Raw genomic sequence first — 19245 nt, forward strand, 5'->3', positions numbered from 1 at the left:
TGTGGCCGGGCGGCACTGCCGCTACCAGCAATGATACCGAAACGTGATCATGCACGGACCTTGACCGGGACACAACGACATACCTAGTGTGTGCACGTTCACACATTTGTTAACCGTCAGCAATCACACGGCAATGTGTGCACGTGCACACATTCCGGTCCGGAGCAGCCGATGACCTCGCCACCGCAGCGGACCGCCGCCTCACCCACACCGGTCGTCGGCCTCACCCTCGGCTGCGACTACAACCCGGAGCAGTGGTCGCCCACCATCTGGGAGCAGGACGTACGCCTGATGCGGCAGGCCGGCGTGGACCTGGTCGCCATCAACATCTTCGGCTGGTCACACCTGGAGCCCCGGCCTGACGAATTCGACTTCGACAGTCTCGACCGCGTCGTGAACCTGCTGCACCGGCATGGCATCCGGATCAATCTTGGTACCGGGACCGCATCACCACCGCCCTGGCTAACCACCCGCCATCCGGAAATCCTGCCCATGGCCGCGGACGGCACCCGGCGCTACCCTGGTGGCCGTCAGGCGTGGTGTCCCAGTTCGCCGATCTTCCGCCGCCGCGCCCTGGCCCTGGTCGATGAGGTCGCACGCCAGTACGGGGCGCACCCCGCCGTTGCCCTCTGGCACGTCTCGAACGAGCTGGGCTGCCACAACGCCCACTGCTACTGCGACGAGAGCGCCGAGGCGTTCCGCCGCTGGCTACAGAAGCGCTACGGCACCATCGAGACGCTCAACGACCGGTGGGGGACGACGGTGTGGAGTCAGCGGTACGGCGACTGGTCCGAGGTGCAACCGCCCCGGCTGGCGCTGTCGGCCGGCAACCCGAGTCAGACGCTGGACTTCCACCGTTTCAGCTCCGACGAGTTGCTGGACTACTACCGCGACGAGGTGGCGGTGCTGCGCCGGCACAGCACCAAGCCGATCACCACTAATTTCATGGTCACCGCCCACATCCGCAACCTGGACTACTGGCGGTGGGCGCCGGAGGTCGACCTCGTCGCCAACGACCACTATCTCGACCACCGTCTCGGCGAGCCCACCGCCGAACTCGCCTTCGCCGCTGATCTCACCCGAGGGCTCGCCACCGGACGACCGTGGATGCTCATGGAGTCCTCGACGTCGGCGGTGAGTTGGCAACCGCACAACCTGGCCAAGGCGCCGGGCGAACTGCTGCGCAACTCGTTGACCCACGTCGCCCGGGGCGCCGACGCCGTGTGCTTCTTCCAGTGGCGTGCCTCGGCACAGGGGCCGGAAAAGTTCCACTCGGCGATGCTTCCGCACGCCGGCACCGACACCGCGACCTGGCGCGAGGTGCTGCGACTGTCGGCGGCCCTAAACCGGTTGGACGAAGTCGCCGGCAGTACGGTGGAGGCAGAGGTCGGGCTGCTGTTCAGCTGGCAGTCCTGGTGGGCGACCGAGGGCGAGAGCCGTCCATCCCAGTCAATCACCTACCTGGACCAGGTGCATCGCGCGTACCGGGCGTTGCGCGAACTCGGCGTGACCACCGACGTGGTGGCCCCGACCGCGCGCCTGGACCGGTACCGCCTGGTCGTCGTACCGTGCCTGCACCTGGTCACCGACGACGAGGCGGCGGCCATCGAGGCGTACGTCGCGGCGGGCGGCCACGTCCTCGTCACCTTCTTCAGCGGCATCGTCGATCACGACGACCGCATCCGGCTGGACGGCTATCCGGGCGCGTTCCGGGACCTGCTGGGCGTCACGGTCGAGGAGTTCGTGCCGCTGCTGCCGGAAGTCGAGGTGTCCCTCGACACCGGAGCCCGGGCCCGCCTGTGGGCCGAGCGGCTGCGGGTCACCACGGCAGATCCGGTGGCCCGGTACGTCGAAGGACCGGTGACCGGCGTTCCCGCCGTGACCCGCAACAGCTTCGGCGCGGGCACCGCGTGGTACCTGGCCACCGAGTTGCGTGCCGACGCGCTACGCGACGTGGTACGCGAGGCGATCCGGATGGCCGGCGTACGGCCGCTGGGTCCCGAGGGCGACGGTTCGGTCGAGGTGGTTCGCCGCCGCGCCGACCGGCGCAGCTACCTGTTCGTCATCAACCACGGCACAGCCGACATCCAGTACACCGCCGCCGGCATCGATCTGGTGACCGGTGACGTGGTGCGTGGACTGGTGCGGGTCCCGGCCGGCGACGTCCGGGTGATTCGCGAGGAGTCAGCATGACTGTCACCACCGGTACCGACGCGGCACGCGCCGCGGACGGGCGCCCCCCAGTGCGCAGGCGACGCACCGCACACCGAGGCGCCGTAACCTTCTTCCTCCTGCCCTTCGGGGTGTTGTTCGCGTTGTTCTTCGTCCTGCCCGTCGGCTACGCCATGGTGCAGTCGCTGTACGTGGTGGAACGCACCGGCCTGTTCGGACCGGCTCACGAGGTCTTCGGCGGGATGGCCCAGTACGAGCGGGTGTTCTCCGACGGGCCGTTCTGGCGGTCGATCGGGCGGGTGCTGCTGTTCGGCGTGGTGCAGGTGCCGGTCATGCTGGGCATTGCCCTGCTACTCGCCCTGCTACTCGACTCCGGGTTGGCCCGAGGCGGGCGCTTCTTCCGGCTGGCCTTCTTCCTGCCGTACGCGGTCCCCGGAATCGTCGCCGCGATCATGTGGGGCTTCCTGTACTCACCGAACCTCTCCCCCTTCACTGCGGTGACCAGCAACGTCGACCTGCTCTCCGCCGATTTCGTGCTGTGGGCGATGGCCAACGTGGTGACTTGGGTGTATGTCGGGTACAACATGATCATTATCTACTCGTATCTGATGTCCATCCCGACCGAGATCTACGAGGCCGCCCGGCTCGACGGCGCGGGACCGGCCCGGATCGCCTTGTCGATCAAGATTCCGCTGGTGTCGCCGGCCCTGGTGCTGACCACCGTGTTCTCAATCATCGGCACCCTGCAACTGCTGGCCGAACCCCAGGTCTTCCGCAGCTTCAGTTCGGCGGTGTCCAGCACGTACACCCCCAACATGACGGTCTACTCGACCTCGTCGATCCCGAACTTCAACCTGGCCGCCGCGTTCTCCGTCGTGCTGGCACTGGCGACCTTCGTGCTGTCCTTCACGTTCCTCAAACTCATGCAGCGGAGGGGATTGCGGTGAGCCTCACCAGAACCGTACGCCGACGTCATGACCGGGACGAGTCGACCGCGTCCCGCGACAGCATCTTCACCCGCTCGGCGGCCATGCTGATCCTGAGCGTGTGCGCGGTCTACGTCCTGGTGCCGGTCTGGTGGCTGGTCGTCGCCGCGACCAAGAACCGGTCGCAGTTCACCGGCACGAACCCACTGTGGTTCGCCGACGTCGCGCTGGCCGACAACATCCGTGCGCTGTTCGCCTACGACAACGGCGTCTTCGTCCGCTGGATGCTCAACAGCGTCGCGTACACCGGTGGCGCCGCACTGTTCGGCACCCTCCTGGCGGCCATGTGCGGGTACGCGCTGGCGAAGTACCGCTTTCCCGGCCGCGAGACGCTGTTCAACGTCGTGCTGGGCGGGGTGCTCGTGCCGGCCACCGCGCTCGCCCTGCCGCTGTTCCTCATCTTCAGCTACGTCGGCGCGACGAACACCTTCTGGTCGGTCTTCCTGCCGAGTCTGGTCAACCCGTTCGGCGTTTACCTCGCGCAGATCTACGCCAGAGCGAGCGTGCCCGACGATCTGTTGGAGGCCGCCCGCATTGACGGCTCCGGTGAGGTACGCACCTTCTTCACCGTCGCCGGCCGCCTCATGTTCCCCGGTCTGGTCACCATCTTCCTGTTCCACTTCGTCGCCGTCTGGAACAGCTTCCTGCTACCGCTGATCATGCTCGGCGACCAGCGGCTCTTCCCCGTGACCCTGGGCCTCTACACCTGGAACACCCAGATCAACCAGATACCCGAACTACGTGGCCTGGTACTCGTCGGCGCGCTGCTGTCGGTCGCCCCGCTGATCGTCGCCTTCCTGTCGCTGGAGCGCTTCTGGCGCAACGGCCTCGCCACCGGAGCCCTCAAGTGACCAATCACCGCTCGTGCGAACAACCCCCCGAAAGGATCCTCCGATGAATCGTCCTCTCCGCAGTGTCGGCATCCTGCTGACCTCCGCCCTGGCCCTCGCCGCCTGCGCCTCGGGCACCGACAACACCGACGCCGACGAGGCGCCCGCCGCGGGCGGCTGCGCGCCGTCGACCGGGAATGTCGACCTGACCTTCACCTCCTGGATCCCAGGGATCGAGGACGTGGTCAAGGTCTGGAACGATGCGAACCCCGACATCCAGGTCACAGTGCAGACCGGCCCGAACGGCAACGGCGGCACCTACCAGAACTTCTTCAACCAGCTCAAGGCCGGCGACGCCCCGGACCTCGGCCAGATCGAGTACGACACCCTGCCCAGCTTCCGGGTGCAGGACGGCCTAACCAACCTCGCCGGCTGCGACATCGTCACCGACGCCAGGGACACCTTCGTCGACTGGACGTGGGGGCAGGTGACCTTCGGCGAGCCGAACTCGGTGTACGCGATCCCGCAGGACGCCGGCCCGATGGCCTTGTTCTACCGCGCCGACCTCTTCAAGGCCAACGACATCGCCGTGCCGACCACCTGGGCGGAATACGCCGCAGCGGCGGAGAGGGTCAAGGCCGCCGGCGGGTACATCACCAACTTCTCCCAGAGCGACGTCAACCAGTTCGCCGGGCTGGCCTGGCAGGCCGGTGCAAGCTGGTTCAGCAACGACGGCTCCCAGTGGACGGTCAGCCTCACCGACGACAAGACCACCCAGGTCGCCACGTACTGGCAGGACCTGATCGACCGCGAGCTGGTCTCCGCCGTACCGCCGTGGACCGACGAGTGGAACAGCGCCTACGACAGGGGCCAGGCCTGGACGTGGATCTCCGCGGTGTGGGGCGCCAACTCGATCGCCAGCGGCGCACCGTCGACCGCCGGCAACTGGGCGGTCGCGCCGATGCCGCAGTGGACCACCGGCGACAAGGCCGCCGGCAACTGGGGCGGTTCCTCCACCGCCGTGTTCAAGAACTCCAAGCACCCGTACGAGGCGGCCAAGTTCGCGCTCTGGCTGAACACCTCCACCGAGGCGCTGATCCTGCTCAACGAGAAGGCGAACCTGTACCCGGCGAGCAAGGCCGGCGCCAACCTGCCCGCGCTCAGCCAGGGCGTCGAGTTCTACGGCGGCCAGAAGATCTACGAGGTGTTCGCCGACGCCTCCGTGCAGGTCTCCCCGAATTTCGTCTGGGGCCCGTTGATGACCAAGACGTACGCCGACGCTGCCGACGGGTTCAAGGCCGCCGTTTCAGGCCAGGGCACCCTCTCCGACGCGCTGAAGGCCACCCAATCGTCTACCGTCGACGCCTTGAAGTCGCAGGCGATCCCGGTGAAGGAGTAGCTTAGTTGCTCGTCTACCTGCGCGCCGCGGGTGCCAGCCTGGTGCTGGACGCCCGCGGCGCGTACCCCGTCGTGGTGCACTGGGGCCGTGACCTCGATGATCTCAATGAGCCGTCGCTGGCCGCGCTCGCCGACGCCGCCGTGCCGGCGGTGCCCTCGAGCGCCCTCGACGTGCCACTGCGGTTGTCGCTGCTACCCACCGTGGCGCAGGGCTGGAGCGGCCGGCCGGCGATTTCCGGACACCGGCGCGACGAGGGCGGTTCCGTGCCGGACCTGCGCCTGGTGCAGGTGCAACGCTCGGCGACGGCGGCGGTCCTCGATCTCAAGACGAAGGACGGCCGGCTGCGCCTCACCACAGATATCGAACTGACCCGGCAGGGTGTGCTGCGCGTCCGTCACCGGCTTCGGAACGAGGGCGCGGACGACTTCCAGCTCGCCTCGCTGGATGTGCTGCTACCGGTGCCCACCGAAGCCAGCGAGATCCTCGACTTCACCGGCGTGTGGGCCTATGAACGCCGGCCGCAGCGCACTCGGGTGCGCGACGGGCTCTGGAGCCGCGAGAGCCGGCACGGTCGCCCCGGCCACAACGACGCGTTTCTGATGATGGTCGGCACGCCCGGTTTCGGGTTTCGGTCCGGGCGGATCTGGGCGGCACACCTGGCGTGGAGCGGCGACAAGCGCAGCTGGGTGGAGCGCCACCCGCTGGGCCACACCGTGCTCGGCTGCGGCGAGCTGCTCACACCCGGCGAGATGCGACTCGCCCCCGGCGAGCAATACGCCACCCCGTGGGCGGTGACCGCCTGGTCCGACTCCGGCATCGACGGCCTCTCGTCTCGCCTGCACGCCTGGATCCGGGACATCGCGCCCGCCCGCCGGCCGGCTCCCGTCGTGCTCAACACCTGGGAGGCGGTCTACTTCGACCACGACGCCGACCGGCTCGACCGGCTCGTCGACCTGGCCGCCGAGGTCGGGGTGGAGCGCTTCGTGCTGGACGACGGCTGGTTCACCGGACGCCGCGACCCCCGCCGGGCGCTCGGTGACTGGTACGTCGACCAGGATCGGTGGCCCGCCGGGCTGGGCCCGCTCGTCGACCGGGTCCACCAGCGTGGCATGGACTTCGGGCTGTGGGTGGAACCGGAGATGGTCAGCCCGGACTCGCGGCTCGCCCGTGCCCACCCGGAGTGGGTGCTCGGTCCATCGGACTCGCCGACCTGGCGCTGGCAGCGGGTGCTCGACCTGACTCATCCCGATGCCTACGCCTACGTCCTGCAACGGCTCACCGCGCTGCTCACCGAATACCCGATCGGCTATCTCAAGTGGGACCACAACCGCGATCTGCTGCACGAGGGCGCAACCCACCGGCAGACCAAAGCCGTGTACCGACTGCTCGCGGCGCTGCGGGACGCCTTTGCCCACCTGCACATCGAGAGCTGCGCCTCCGGCGGCGCCCGAATCGACCTGGGCATCCTGCCGCTGGTCGACCGGGTCTGGGCCTCCGACAACAACGACCCGCTGGAACGCCAGCGGATCCAGCGGTGGACCAGCGTGCTCGTGCCACTGGAGTACCTCGGCGGGCACCTCGGCGACACCACCGCCCACATCACCGGCCGTGCGTCGGATCTCAGCTTCCGTCTCGCCACCGCGCTACTCGGCAACGCTGGCGTGGAGTGGGACCTGACCCGGACCACCCCCAACGAACGCGCCGACATCGCCCGGTGGATCGTGCGGTACAAGCAGCTGCGGCACCTGCTGCACACCGGTACGCTGGTCCGCGCCGACGACGACCGACTGGGCCGCTACCTGTACGGCGTCGTCGACGCCCACGGCGACTGCGGCGTGTACGTTCTGGCCACGCTCGCGCCGCCGGAGTCAGGCCTGCCCGCGCCACTGCGCTTCCCCGGGCTTGAACCGCAGCGCCGCTACACCGTACGCCCGCTCCCGCTCGGCCCGCCGGTGCGCACCGTCGGCGAGGCGGCCCCGGCGTGGCTGCGGTCCGGTGGGGTGACCCTGCCGGGCCGGGTCCTGGCCGAGGTGGGTTTGCCTGCACCACTGCTCGCCCCCGCCCAGGCGATGCTCTACAGCGCCGAGGCCGACGGGTGAGCCGGGCGGGCACGGCCGGCTCGGGTCAGCGTTGCACGCGGGCTCCGGCCCCCCGCATCAGCGCCTCCACCTCGGCCACGCTGGCCATCGACGTGTCGCCGGGGGTGGACATCGCCAGGGCTCCGTGCGCGGCACCGTACTCCACCGCCAGCGCCAGGTCACCGTCGCGTTCCAGCAGGCCGTAGATCAGCCCGGAGGCGAAACTGTCGCCGCCGCCAACCCGGTCCATGATTTCGAGCGCGGGTCGGTGGGTGGCCTCGGCGAACGCACCGCCCGCCCAGGCCACGGCACCCCAGTCGTTGACGGTCGCGCTGCGCACGCCACGCAGGGTGGTCGCCACGACCTTGAAGTTGGGGTACGCCTCGACGACCGCCTCGATCATCGCCTTGAAGTTGCGGGCGTCCAACGCGCCACTGTGGATGTCGGTGTCGGGCACCGGGAAGCCCAGGCAGGCGGTGAAGTCCTCCTCGTTGCCGATCATCACGTCGACCAGGCCGGCGAGCCGGCGGTTCACCTCCTGCGCGCGATCCTGGCCGCCGACGGCCTTCCAGAGGCTCGGCCGGTAGTTCAGGTCGTAGGAGACGACGGTGCCGTGCCTGTGGGCGGCGGTCATGGCGGCCTCGGCGGTAAGCGCGGCCGTCTCCGACAACGCCGCGTAGATGCCGCCGGTGTGCAGCCACCGCACTCCGAGCGCACCGAACAGGTGATCCCAGTCGACGTCGTCCGGCTTGAGTTGACTGGCGGCGGAGTTCCCGCGGTCGGAGGTGCCGACCGCCCCCCGTACGCCGAAGCCCCGTTCGGTGAAGTTGAGTCCGTTGCGCGCGGTGCGGCCGATGCCGTCGTAGGGCAGCCAGGTGACGAGGCTGGTGTCGACGCCGCCCTGGAGGATGAGATCCTCCAGCAACAGGCCGACCTCGTTGCGGGCGAACGCGGTGACGACCGCGGTCCGCAGGCCGAAGCAGCGGCGCAGGCCCCGGGCGACGTTGTACTCCCCGCCGCCCTCCCACGCGCGGAACTGGCGCGCGGTGCGGATCCGGCCCTCACCCGGATCGAGACGCAGCATGACCTCGCCGAGCGAGACCAGGTCGAAACGGCAGTCGGCCTTCGGTCGGGGAGTGACGATCGGCCGGTCGCTCATGCCGCACCTCCGGCCGCAGCCAGTGCCGCCCGCGTTCGGGAGCTGATCTCTTCCCACTGCTCGCCGGCGATGAGGTCCGCCGCCACCATCCAGCTGGCGCCGACCGCCAGGACGGCCGGTACGGCGAGGTACTCCGCGATCACGGCGGCGGTGATGCCGCCGGTGGGGATGAACCGGACCTGACGGAACGGCGCGGCCAGCGCCTTGATCATCGTGGCGCCGCCGAGTTGCTGGGCGGGGAAGAATTTGACGACGCCGAGGCCGGCGTCGAGGGCCATCTGGATCTCGGTCGCGGTGGCGACACCCGGCACCACCGGCACTGCGGCCTGCTGGCAGACGCGGAGCACGGCCGGCGCGAAACCGGGGGTCACCACGAATCGGGCACCGGCCGCGATGGCCTGCTCGGCCTGCTCGGCGGTGAGCACCGTGCCGGCACCAACCGCCAGGTCGCCGCGGGCCGCGAGCGTCCTGATGGCGTCCAGCCCGGCGGCGGTACGCAGGGTCACCTCGACCGCCGTCAGACCGCCATCGACCAGGGCGTCGCCGAGTGGGTCGGCGTGCCGTGCGTCGTCGAGAACGACGACAGGCAGCACCCGACCGAGGGTCATCTGTTCAAGTCCGTGAACGTTTGTCACGTACATGACCTTACCGCTGGCGCGCCTCCTTCGCTAGAGTGACCAGGTGTCCACCGCGCCCGAGGATTTCCAGCCGGTCAAGTCGGCCGGGCGCACTCTCGACCTACTCGAACTACTCGCGGACCAGCCCCACCCGTGGGCGCTGGGCGACCTGGCCCACGCCCTCGGCATCCCCAAGAGCAGCCTGCACGGCCTGCTGCGGACGCTGACCGGCCGCGGCTGGGTGCAGGCCGACGAGACGGGCACCCGGTTCCGGCTGGGCCTGCGGGCGCTGAGGGTCGGCGCCGCCTACCTCGACGGCGACGACCGAGTCGGCCTGCTCGCCGGGGTGCTCGACGAGTTGTCCCGCCGCTTCGGGGAGGCCGTGCATCTCGGCCGGCTCGACGGCGACCAGGTGGTCTACCTGGCCAAGCGCGAGTCGGTGCACCGGCTACGCCTCTACAGCGCCATCGGCCGCCGATTGCCGGCCCACGCCACCGCGCTCGGTAAGGCGCTGCTCGCCGCGCATTCCGACCAGGAGGTCGACGAGTTGCTGTCCTGGCCGCCGCCCCGCCTCACCCCGCACACCATCACCGATCGCGACGCCCTGCACGCCGCGTTGGCCACCGTGCGGGCGACCGGCTACGCCGTCGACCGTGAGGAGAACACCGAGGGCATTGTGTGCGTCGCGATGGCCGTGCCGCTGGCGACGCCGGCGGTCGACGCGGTGAGCGTCTCGGTGCCGGTGACCCGGCTACGACCGGAGCTCGAAGCGTCGATCGTCACGGCCCTGCGCGACTGCCTATGACTGCCCCCTCCGCCACCTTCCGCAACCCGGTGGTCCCCGGCTTCCATCCCGACCCGAGCGTCTGCCGTATCGGCGACGACTACTACCTGGTCTGTTCGAGTTTCGAGTACTTTCCCGGCGTACCGATCTTCCACAGCCGGGACCTGGTGAACTGGCAGCAAATCGGCAACGTGCTCGATCGTCCCGGCCAGTTGGAATTTGCCGCCGACACGCACGCCTCGCGCGGCATCTTCGCGCCGACCATCCGCCACCACGACGGCCGGGTCTGGATGGTCACCACGAATGTGAGCATCGGCCGACACCTGATCGTCACCGCCACCGACCCGGCCGGACCGTGGTCGGACCCGGTCTACTTCGACCTGCCGCACGTCGATCCCTCTCTCGCCTGGGACGGCGGTGACTGCTGGATGACGGTCTCCGGGGTGGAGTCGTACCGGATCGACCCGGAGGCCGGCACCGTCCTGGAAGGTCCGGTTCCGTTGTGGTCCGGCACCGGCGGGCAGTACCCGGAGGCTCCGCACCTGTACCGGATCGGCGACTGGTGGTACCTGCTCGTCTCCGAGGGCGGCACGCACACTGGCCATGCCGTCTCGATCGCCCGTTCCCGCAGCATCCGGGGGCCGTTCGAGCCCGGCCCGGCAAACCCGTTCCTGACCAACCGCAGCACCGACCGGAAGGTGCAGGCGACCGGCCATGCCGACCTGGTCCAGGCATCCGACGGCAGTTGGTGGATGGTGCTGCTCGGCATCCGGGCCAAGGGTCAGTGGCCGCCGTACCACGTGCTCGGACGGGAGACCTTCCTGGTGCCGGTGCGGTGGGTGGACAGCTGGCCGGTGGTCGACCCGGTCGAGGAGACCACGAAGGCGCCAGCCGGGAGCCCGCCGGCGCACGCTGCTGCGCCGGATCCCGGCGGACACCGGGACGACTTCGACGGAGCCGAGTTGGCGCCGGGCTGGGTATCGCTACGCGGCCGACCGGCAGCCGCCTGGTCGCTGGCCGAGCGGCCCGGTTGGCTCACCCTCCACGCCGACGGCACGACCCTCGACCGCGCCGGGGCGACCGTCCTCGCCCGCCGGCAGCTCCACCATGACTGCCGCGCCGCCGTGCACGTCGATCCCGGCTGCGGACGGGCCGGGTTGACCCTGCGGATCGACGAGGCCCATCACTACGACCTTGAGGTGTCCGGCGGCACCGTGCGGGTGGTCGGCCGGGTCGGGCCGTTCCGCCAGGTCTTCGGCGAGCGGCCGGTGCCCGCCGGTCCGGTTACTCTGACGATCGCCACCAGGACCCACGACCTGCTCCCACCGACGGCGACCGCCGCAGACCAGGTGACGGCGCCCGGGGCACCGTTCGGGGTACGTCCCACCGCCTGCGACATGGTCAGCTTCGAGGTACGGACCGAGACCGGCCCCGTCGTCCTGGCCGAACTCGACGGACGTTACCTGTCCACGGAGGTCGCTGCCGGTTTCACCGGCCGGGTCTTCGGCCTCTACGTCACCGAGGGTAGCGCCGCCTTCGACTGGTTCGACTACCGTCCGACACCGGCGGCAGCGAGCTAGGCACACGGTCCAACGTCGGTCCGGACCCACCCAGCGGCCTCCACGGTCGGGCGACGCCACCCTCCGGTCGACGGCTCGCCGCCGCAACGACCCGTCGCGGGATCGGGCAGACCCCTGGGTGGTTGACGCAAGTCGATAGGCGGTCCTACTGGCGGTCCTACTGTTCTCGAAATACGTCGACGCGGGACTCGGCCTCGGGCTGGCGCTGTTCGGCGTACCGTCCATCATCCGGCTTCGCTCCACGGAGCTCTGGCGTCGCCGAGCACCACCGACGGGCGACTACCCACCGCTCGGTCGGCGCTCTACACCGGATTTCCCCCGCGCCTGACCCGGTGCTGCCGCCAGGCCAGCCAGCTCGTGCCGGGACTCCCACGCCTCGTCACCGGTGCGCGCGTCCCGTCCACTTCAAAACCGCCTCCCCTCACGCGGGCTCTTCCTGCACCGAGGCGGTGTGGTCGCCAGGGACGACAGCACGATTCCGTACGCCGGCACGACACGATGGCGATGTCGACAAATCGCTGCGCCCACGGATTTCCGTGCTACGGTGACCACGTTGCAGTTTTGGTTTCCGTAGACGTTGCTGGCGCCTGATGGGTATCCGAATCCCCGGGCGCCTTTTTGTTTCGTCCTTTCCGGACGCGGGCGATCAACACAGCGACACGAGACTCCGCACGATGCGGCGTCTCAGGAGCCTGCAGAGGAGAAGACATGGCTTCGGGTACCGTCAAGTGGTTCAACGCGGACAAGGGTTTCGGCTTCATCGCCCAGGACGGGGGCGGTGACGACGTGTTCGCCCACTTCTCGGCCATCTCGGCGAGCGGCTTCCGCAGCCTGGAGGAAAACCAGCGGGTGGAATTCGAAGTCACCCAGGGGCAGCGTGGTCTGCAGGCGGAGAACATTCGCCCACTCTGACGTCATTTAGCGGGTACGGCGGTCCGACTGGTTCAGCGGACGGCCGTACCCGTGCTCCCATGTGAGTTCGTTTCATTTCGCGCCGACTGTTTCTCACGCCGGATTCATCGGGCACGATCAGGACATGATCTCCAACGGGCTGGCGTACTCCGCGACGCCGCACGACCGGGCCGCGAGTCTGCGCACCGACCCGGACTGGGTCGCCGATCGGCTCCGGCGCGACGACAGCCAGGTGCTCCCGATGTGGCGCGACCGACCGTTGCTGACCACCGCCGGCCGGCCCGCCACGCTCACCGGAGCCGCGGGCCGCATCGTGGTGGCGGCCGCCGGCCAGAGCACCCTTCTGGGCCTCGACGGCCCGACCGCGATCTTCGCCGCCGACCTCAGCGAGGCCGAGGAGGCCGAGGCGCTACGGCTCGGCGCCGCGCACGCCAGCGTCGACCTGCGAAGCCTGGCCGGCACACTGCCCGCGCCGCTGGCCGCCACCCTGGCGTACGCCCGAGGGTTGCTCTACTGGAACCGGCACACCCGGTACTGCGGCACCTGCGGCGCGGCGACCACGAGCGCCCACGCCGGGCACCTGCGGATATGCCGCGGTCCTACGTGCGGCAGGCAGCTGTTTCCCCGGATCGAGCCGGCCGTCCTCGTGCTGGTGGAGAGCCCTGACCCGCGACCACGCTGCCTGCTGGCCCGCCATCACGGCGCCGCCGTGGACGGCTTCTCCCTGCTGGCCGGCTTCGTCGAGATCGGCGAGAGCCTGGAGGGTGCCGTGCGCCGTGAGGTCGCCGAGGAGGCCGGGGTGACAATCGGTGAGGTGACCTACCGAGGCTCACAGGGGTGGCCCTTTCCGGCCGGGCTCATGGTCGGATTCGTCGCCCGCGCCGTCGACGAGTCGATCGCCGTCGACGGGGCGGAGCTGGTGGAGGCGCGGTGGTTCACCCGCACCGAGATCGTCGAACGCATAGTCAACGGTCCCGGCTCAGGTCCCGTCGACTCCATCGGCGGGCGGCTGCTGCGCTCCTGGGCCGGCCTGGCACCGGCCTGACCGGCCACCCACCTCAGGCCACGCCCCGGGTTGCTGGCCTCGGCCTCCACTCAGGCGCCGCCGGGCAGCGCCTTACGCTCGGCGAGCCGGTGTCCGTCGACGGCCAGCCGGTCGGCGACCGGCGGCGGTGTGAGGTTGCTCGCCCGACAGTTCTGCCGACGCCGTTCCGGCCTTACGGTCTTGCTGCCGGCCGTCAGACCGGCCCCAGGCGTCCAATGGCGCCAACCGGTGACTTCAGGTTAGCCTGCCCTAACTCATTGATCGGTAAGGCGGGGATATGCCAGAGACCACGGCGCGGCTGATCCGCCAAATGTTCTGGCGCCAGCGCCAGGACACCTCGTTGTGCGCCGCCTTCTGGTCGCTGCACCAGGTGTGCGAAGCGCTCGTCCCGGTGGCGATCGGCCTGGTCATCGACCAGGCCGTCGGGACGGGATCCACCTCCGCGATGGTCTGGTCCGTGCTGGGCATCTTCACGCTGTTCACCGCCCTCACCATGGGATGGCGGTCGGGTTTCTGGTTCCTGTCCAGAGCGGTGGTCGAGGAATCGCACGAGCTACGGATGCGGGTGGTGCGGCGCGTCGTCAGGGGTCGGGGTATCCGGACCAACCGCCAGAGCGGCGAGCTGCTCTCGATCGCGACCTCCGACACCCAGTCCGCCGCCGAACTGCTCGAACTGGGTTCCCGGGCGGTGAGCGCATTCGTCGGTCTGACGGTGTCGACGGCCGTGCTGCTGCGGATCGACTGGTCACTCGGGCTCGGACTGGTGGTGGGCGTGCCGATCCTGGTGCTCGGGCTCAACGCCCTCGGGCCGATCGTGGGACGCCACACGTCAGCGCAGCAACAGGCCATCGGCCGGGCCGCCGCGGCCGCGTCGGACCTGCTGCGCGGGCTCCGACCGCTACGCGGCTTCGGTGGCGTCGACGAGGCCGTTCGCCGTTACCGTACGGCGAGCCGCACGTCGCTGCGGGCCAGCATCGGCACCGTCAAGGCCGGCGCCACGTTCGTCGGCGCGTCGACGTTCACCACCGGCCTGCTGATCACGATCGTGGCCGCGCTGGCCGGCTGGTTCGCCCTCCAGGGGCGGATCACGGTCGGGCAGCTGATCACGATCGTCGGGCTGGCGACGTTCATCACCGATCCGGTGCTCAACCTCGCCGACTGCGTCTTCCGGCTGGCGACCGCCCGGGCCAGCGCGGCCCGGGTGGCCGAGGTGCTCGCCGCACCCGAACGGGCCCCGTCCGGCGCACGGACCGCGGCGGCGGGCGTGTTGGCCCTCGACGAGGTACACGCCCCCGGGCTGGACGGCGTCGGCTTCGCCGTGCGGCCCGGCGAGATGCTCGGCGTCGTCACCGGGGAGAGCGGTGCCGCCGACGACGTCACCGACCTGCTCTCGGGTGCGCGGTCACCCGAGCGCGGTGAGGTGACGTTGGCCGGCACACCGTTGCCGGAGCTGGACGTCGCCTCGTTGCGTCGGGCCGTACTCGTCGAGCCGCACACGGTCGACCTGCTCGGTGCCACGGTGCGCGAGGTGTTGCAGACCGGAGACGAACGGGACGACGCCGCACTGGACGCCAGCATGGCGGCGGCATCCCTCGGCGATCTGCTCGCCGACGGCGACGCCGGGCTGGACCGCGAACTGACCGACCACGGCCTGAACCTCTCCGGTGGCCAGCGGCAGCGGCTCGCCCTGGCGCGGGCGTTGCTGGCCGACCGGCCGGTCACCGTCTTCCGCGACCCGACGACGGCCGTCGACGCCGTCACCGAGCACGCCATCGCCGACGGGATCCGCGCCCACCGGGCCGGCGAGGCACGAGCGACGGTGCTGGTCACCACCAGCGCGCCGCTGCTCGACCGGTGCGACCGCGTCGTCTTCGTCCGGGCCGGCCGGGTAGCTGCCGTCGGGCGGCACCGTGACCTGCTCGCGCAGTGCGCGTACGCCGAGGTGGTGCGGCGGTGAGCCCGACGTCCGCGATCCTTCCCGTCGCCACCGGCCGGGCGACCGGCGCGGCCTTCTCGCGGGCCCTGCGGCGCTATCCGCGCCTCGGCTGGACATCGGTCGCCGCGTCGACGTCGGCGAGCGTCGCGGCGGTCGCGGTGCCGATCCTGCTCGGCCGGCTTGTCGACCTGGTGGTCGCCGACGGCGCCGTCGGGTCGCTGCTGCTGACCTCGGCGTGGATCCTCGCCGCGGCCCTCGGCGCCGCGGTGCTGACCGGCACCGCCAACTGGTTGGTCAGCGAGTGGGGCATGCGCGCCTGCGCCGACCTGCGGGAAGAGGTACTCGACCGCGCGCTGCGGATGGACTCGGCGCGGCTGGAGAGCGCCGGGTCCGGCGACATCGCCTCCCGGGTCACCGAAGACGTGGAGAAGGTGACCGACTCGGTCCGGCTGGCCGCGGGAGTCTTCACCGCGCTGGTCACCGTCGTCATCACCTTCGCCGGCTTCGCGACGCTCGACTGGCGGATCGCCGCCGCGTTCCTGATCGTCTTCCCGGTGCACGTGATGAGCCTGCGCCGCTTCGTGCCCCGGGCGAAGCGGCTCTACGCCGCCGAGCGGGAGGCCTCGGCGGTCCGCACCCAGAGCCTGCTGAACACCTTCGCCGGCGCCCGCACGGTTCACGCGTACGGCATGGAGGACCGGCAGGGCCGGCGGGTCGAGCAGACGTCGCGCGCCGCGGTAGTGGCGCGACTGCGCGCCGTCCGCGGGTTCCTCTGGTTCGCGAACATGATGAACTACGCGGAGGCGATCGGGCTCACCGCCGTGCTCCTCACCGGGTTCCTGCTGGTACGCGCGGGCGACAGCACGGTCGGCGACGTCACCGCCGCCGCACTGCTCTTTCACCGGCTCTTCGGCCCGCTCGGGATGCTGTTGATCTCGTTCAACGACGTCCAGTCGGCCGGCGCGGCACTCGCCCGGCTCGTCGGCATCACCGGCCTCGACGTGCCGGCGACGAGTGCCGGCGCTCCCGCGGCCGCGCGGCGACCCGCCGGCATCACCGTCAAGTCGGTGTCGCACCGCTACGCCGGGGGCCCGACTGTCGTCCATGACGCGTCGCTTGAGATCGCCGCGGGCGAGTCAATCGCGATCGTCGGTGAGAGCGGAGCCGGCAAGACGACGCTCGCAGCCATTCTCGGCGGCGTCCTGCCCGCCGCCGAGGGCGAGGTGTGGCTGGGTGACCGACCGATCGGCGAGCTGCCGCCGGACGAGCTGCGCCGCACCGTCGGCGTCGTCACCCAGGAGGTGCACGTCTTCGCCGGCACACTCGCCGACGACCTGCGGCTGGCCGCCCCGCACGCCGCCGACGAGGAGTTGCAGGCCGCGCTGACCCTGGTGGGTGCCCGCGAGTGGGTCACCGCGCTACCCGACGGGCTGGCCACCAGGGTCGGTGACGGCGAGCACCCGGTCAGTGCCGGCCAGGCGCAGCAGCTGGCGCTGGCCCGGATCGCCCTGCTCGACCCGCCGATCGTCGTCCTCGACGAGGCCAGCGCCGAGGCCGGCAGCGCGGGCGCGCGGCAACTGGAGCAGGCGAGCAGCGCCCTGATCCGCGGCCGCACCGCCGTTGTCGTCGCCCACCGGCTCACCCAGGCGCACACCTGTGACCAGGTCGCCGTGATGTCGCACGGCCGGATCGTCGAGATCGGCAGCCCGGAGGATCTCGTCGCGGCCGGCGGCAGGTACGCCGAACTCTGGTCGGCCTGGCGGCGCTGACCGCGCCGGCCGGCCTGGAGCCGCCAGCAGGGCCTCGCTCACGACGAAGGTGGCGAGCTGGAGGCGACGGGCCTCGCCAGAGCTAGCCGTCGCTCAGGACAGCCGGGTAGGCCGCCTGTAGGCGTTCACGGACCGGCTGGCCGCCGGGCGACGGATCGGCGGGAACGCCGAGGTGCTCCGCACGGAGCTCGGCCATGAACCGCTGCCACAGTGCGGGGCCGCCATCGGCGAGGAGTCGGGAACGGATCGACAACTCCGCACTGACCGGTAACCATCGGGTTCCCCAGGCACCGAGGTGCGCCAGCACGGGCACCAGGTCGATGGCCTGCGCAGTGAGGCTGTAGATCACCTTCTGCCGGTGCGTCGGGTCCGGCTGCCTGGTCAACAGGCCGGTCTCGACCAGGTTCCTCAGCCGGCTGGCGAGGATGTTGGAGGCGATACCCTCCTCCGACCCGTTGAGGAGCTCACGGAAGTGCCGGCGGCCACCGAAGATCATATCGCGGAGCACGAGCAGGCTCCAGCTGTCGCCCAGGACCTCCAGCGACAGGTTAATGGGACATCCGGATCGAGACCTTTCCGTCATTACCCCTCCCACAACTGGTTGCAGTCGGAGAGCAGTCTACCTACGCTGACACTGATTGAATTTCGCAAGCAGCAGGGAGGCGCGCGTGACGAGGTTCGTGACGATCGGATACGGAGATCAGGCCGGGTATGACCGCACCAAGCCGGTCGTACGCGAGGAGGCCCACGCCCACGACGCACGCCTGCGGGAGGCGGGCTCCGTTATGGGGATCGCCGGCCCGCCCTACCAGGTGCGCAACCACGACGGCGCCGCCACCCACGTCGACACCGGCCCATTCATGTCCGCCACGCTGCCGGTCGCCGGTTTCGCGATCATCGAAGCCTCGACGATCGAGGAGGCCGTCGAGATCGCGTCGAGGACACCGTGCGCCGTCGCGCATGGGGTCGTCGAGATCTGGCCGCTCCTGTGAATGCCCCTACCTCGAACCGTCTCGGGTCGGCGCGTCATGCCCGCGTGCCCGCGGCGGAGCCGAGCGGCCAGGCCGCCGGCCAGCAACGCCAAGGCGACGACGTACAACAGCGCCGCGCTCAGAACTCCTCGTAGACCGCCGGGTCCTGGCCGCCGGTACGCCCGTCCGGACGCCCCAGGGCGGTGATCGCCTCGATCTCCGCGTCATCGAGGTCGATGCTGAAGATGTTCGCGTTCTCCCGCTGCCGCTCGGCGCTGCTGGCCTTCGGCAGTGGGATCACCTGGCGGGCGACGTGCCAGGCGAGGACGGCCTGTACCGGGCTGATCCCGTGTACGCGGGCGATCTCGGCGATCGTCGGGTCCTGCAGCAGTTCGCTGCGCCGACCGAGAGGGCTCCACGCCTGGACAAGGAGGCCGTGTGCGCGGTGATGGTCGAGCACCTCGGGCTGCGGGAAGTACGGATGGATCTCGATCTGGTTGACGACCGGGGCGACACCGGTCTCGGCGACCAGCCGGTCGACGTGCTCCGGCAGGAAGTTGGAGACGCCGATGTGCCGGACGAGGCCGCGTTTACGCGCCTCGATCAGCGCGCTCCACGCCTCCACGTAGAGATCGACCTTGGGGTTGGGCCAGTGGATCAGATAGAGCCCGATCCGGTCCAGGCCACTGCGGTACACGCTCTCCTGGATCGTGGCCAGCGCCTCGGCGTACCGGTGGCGACGCCCCGGCAGCTTGGAGGTGACGACCAGCTCGTCCGGTGAGACGTCGGCGGATCTCGCGGCCCGGCCGACGGCACCCTCGTTCTCGTAGTTCACCGCCGAGTCGATCAAACGGTAGCCGGCGCGGATCGCGTGACCGACCGCCTCGACGCCGGCCTCGCCGTTCAGCTTGTAGGTGCCCAGGCCGATCGCCGGCAACACCGTGCCGTCACCCGCTGTCAGGCTGGGAAAACCCATCGTCGAACCTCCACCGCTTGCTCCGGATCAG

At 70.2% G+C, this 19245-nt stretch carries 16 protein-coding genes; 12 read left to right on the forward strand and 4 right to left on the reverse strand.

Annotation, left to right across the window (positions count from 1 at the left end):
* The first annotated feature begins 171 nt into the window (after positions 1-171).
* Genes ACFHWY_RS08255 through ACFHWY_RS08275 form a run of 5 tightly spaced genes read left to right on the forward strand, consistent with a single transcriptional unit; the run spans position 172 to position 7486 of the window.
* Positions 172-2193: a beta-galactosidase gene (locus ACFHWY_RS08255; protein ID WP_416579511.1), complete on the forward strand. Its 2022-nt coding sequence runs from the start codon at positions 172-174 to the stop codon at positions 2191-2193.
* The gene (locus tag ACFHWY_RS08260; protein ID WP_416579512.1) at positions 2190-3119 is read left to right on the forward strand and encodes a carbohydrate ABC transporter permease; all 930 of its coding nucleotides are present in this window, start codon (positions 2190-2192) and stop codon (positions 3117-3119) included. The genes ACFHWY_RS08255 and ACFHWY_RS08260 overlap by 4 nt, the downstream gene beginning before the upstream one ends.
* Positions 3116-4009: a carbohydrate ABC transporter permease gene (locus tag ACFHWY_RS08265; protein ID WP_416579513.1), complete on the forward strand. Its 894-nt coding sequence runs from the start codon at positions 3116-3118 to the stop codon at positions 4007-4009. The genes ACFHWY_RS08260 and ACFHWY_RS08265 overlap by 4 nt, the downstream gene beginning before the upstream one ends.
* A gap of 43 nt (positions 4010-4052) precedes the next feature.
* Positions 4053-5387, forward strand: a complete 1335-nt coding sequence (locus ACFHWY_RS08270) for an ABC transporter substrate-binding protein (protein WP_416579514.1) — start codon at positions 4053-4055, stop codon at positions 5385-5387.
* Positions 5388-5392: 5 nt separating this feature from the next.
* On the forward strand, positions 5393-7486 hold the full coding sequence (locus ACFHWY_RS08275) for an alpha-galactosidase (protein WP_416579515.1): 2094 nt from the start codon (positions 5393-5395) through the stop codon (positions 7484-7486).
* 25 nt (positions 7487-7511) lie between these two features.
* Here the strand turns inward: ACFHWY_RS08275 and ACFHWY_RS08280 are convergent, their stop codons facing one another.
* Together ACFHWY_RS08280 and eda are read right to left on the reverse strand one after the other, a co-directional pair.
* Positions 7512-8624 (reverse strand): sugar kinase, encoded by a 1113-nt coding sequence (locus ACFHWY_RS08280; RefSeq protein ID WP_416579516.1) that lies wholly within the window; start codon positions 8622-8624, stop codon positions 7512-7514.
* Positions 8621-9259, reverse strand: coding sequence for a bifunctional 4-hydroxy-2-oxoglutarate aldolase/2-dehydro-3-deoxy-phosphogluconate aldolase (eda, locus tag ACFHWY_RS08285; protein WP_416579517.1), 639 nt, complete (start codon positions 9257-9259; stop codon positions 8621-8623). The genes ACFHWY_RS08280 and eda overlap by 4 nt, the downstream gene beginning before the upstream one ends.
* Before the next feature lie 46 nt (positions 9260-9305).
* Between eda and ACFHWY_RS08290 the strand changes: the two genes are divergently transcribed.
* From ACFHWY_RS08290 to ACFHWY_RS08315, 6 genes are all read left to right on the forward strand, one after another.
* Positions 9306-10046: an IclR family transcriptional regulator gene (locus ACFHWY_RS08290; protein WP_416579518.1), complete on the forward strand. Its 741-nt coding sequence runs from the start codon at positions 9306-9308 to the stop codon at positions 10044-10046.
* Positions 10043-11605, forward strand: a complete 1563-nt coding sequence (locus tag ACFHWY_RS08295; protein WP_416579519.1) for a glycoside hydrolase family 43 protein — start codon at positions 10043-10045, stop codon at positions 11603-11605. The genes ACFHWY_RS08290 and ACFHWY_RS08295 overlap by 4 nt, the downstream gene beginning before the upstream one ends.
* Before the next feature lie 708 nt (positions 11606-12313).
* Positions 12314-12517, forward strand: coding sequence for a cold-shock protein (locus ACFHWY_RS08300; RefSeq protein WP_092376630.1), 204 nt, complete (start codon positions 12314-12316; stop codon positions 12515-12517).
* A gap of 124 nt (positions 12518-12641) precedes the next feature.
* A complete protein-coding gene (gene nudC / locus ACFHWY_RS08305; protein WP_416579520.1) occupies positions 12642-13562 on the forward strand; it encodes an NAD(+) diphosphatase in 921 nt (306 codons plus the stop codon).
* 277 nt (positions 13563-13839) lie between these two features.
* Positions 13840-15519 carry an ABC transporter transmembrane domain-containing protein gene (locus tag ACFHWY_RS08310; protein ID WP_416579521.1) on the forward strand — a complete coding sequence of 560 codons (1680 nt, stop codon included), beginning with the start codon at positions 13840-13842 and terminating at the stop codon, positions 15517-15519.
* Positions 15516-17267, forward strand: coding sequence for an ABC transporter ATP-binding protein (locus tag ACFHWY_RS08315; protein ID WP_416579522.1), 1752 nt, complete (start codon positions 15516-15518; stop codon positions 17265-17267). The genes ACFHWY_RS08310 and ACFHWY_RS08315 overlap by 4 nt, the downstream gene beginning before the upstream one ends.
* Before the next feature lie 82 nt (positions 17268-17349).
* On the opposite strand, the gene ACFHWY_RS08320 is transcribed toward ACFHWY_RS08315, so the two are convergent.
* Entirely contained in the window at positions 17350-17850 is a 501-nt protein-coding gene (locus ACFHWY_RS08320; RefSeq protein WP_416579523.1) for a winged helix-turn-helix transcriptional regulator, read from the reverse strand.
* An 85-nt stretch (positions 17851-17935) separates the two neighbouring features.
* On the opposite strand from ACFHWY_RS08320, the gene ACFHWY_RS08325 reads away from it, so the two are divergent.
* Positions 17936-18259: a YciI family protein gene (locus ACFHWY_RS08325; RefSeq protein WP_416579524.1), complete on the forward strand. Its 324-nt coding sequence runs from the start codon at positions 17936-17938 to the stop codon at positions 18257-18259.
* Positions 18260-18377: 118 nt separating this feature from the next.
* On the opposite strand, the gene ACFHWY_RS08330 is transcribed toward ACFHWY_RS08325, so the two are convergent.
* Positions 18378-19214 carry an aldo/keto reductase gene (locus tag ACFHWY_RS08330; protein ID WP_416579525.1) on the reverse strand — a complete coding sequence of 279 codons (837 nt, stop codon included), beginning with the start codon at positions 19212-19214 and terminating at the stop codon, positions 18378-18380.
* Positions 19215-19245 lie beyond the last annotated feature (31 nt).

Origin of the sequence: Micromonospora sp. LOL_024, assembly GCF_048060415.1 — a bacterium.
Lineage (GTDB): Bacteria > Actinomycetota > Actinomycetes > Mycobacteriales > Micromonosporaceae > Micromonospora.

Excerpts from the sequence above, each read along its gene's own strand:
- ACFHWY_RS08255 (WP_416579511.1), top strand. The coding sequence starts at position 172 with ATGACCTCGCCACCGCAGCGGACCGCCGCCTCACCCACACCGGTCGTC.
- ACFHWY_RS08260 (WP_416579512.1), top strand. The coding sequence starts at position 2,190 with ATGACTGTCACCACCGGTACCGACGCGGCACGCGCCGCGGACGGGCGC.
- ACFHWY_RS08270 (WP_416579514.1), top strand. The coding sequence starts at position 4,053 with ATGAATCGTCCTCTCCGCAGTGTCGGCATCCTGCTGACCTCCGCCCTG.
- ACFHWY_RS08280 (WP_416579516.1), bottom strand. The coding sequence starts at position 8,624 with ATGAGCGACCGGCCGATCGTCACTCCCCGACCGAAGGCCGACTGCCGT.
- ACFHWY_RS08295 (WP_416579519.1), top strand. The coding sequence starts at position 10,043 with ATGACTGCCCCCTCCGCCACCTTCCGCAACCCGGTGGTCCCCGGCTTC.
- ACFHWY_RS08300 (WP_092376630.1), top strand. The coding sequence starts at position 12,314 with ATGGCTTCGGGTACCGTCAAGTGGTTCAACGCGGACAAGGGTTTCGGC.
- nudC (WP_416579520.1), top strand. The coding sequence starts at position 12,642 with ATGATCTCCAACGGGCTGGCGTACTCCGCGACGCCGCACGACCGGGCC.
- ACFHWY_RS08310 (WP_416579521.1), top strand. The coding sequence starts at position 13,840 with ATGCCAGAGACCACGGCGCGGCTGATCCGCCAAATGTTCTGGCGCCAG.
- ACFHWY_RS08320 (WP_416579523.1), bottom strand. The coding sequence starts at position 17,850 with ATGACGGAAAGGTCTCGATCCGGATGTCCCATTAACCTGTCGCTGGAG.
- ACFHWY_RS08330 (WP_416579525.1), bottom strand. The coding sequence starts at position 19,214 with ATGGGTTTTCCCAGCCTGACAGCGGGTGACGGCACGGTGTTGCCGGCG.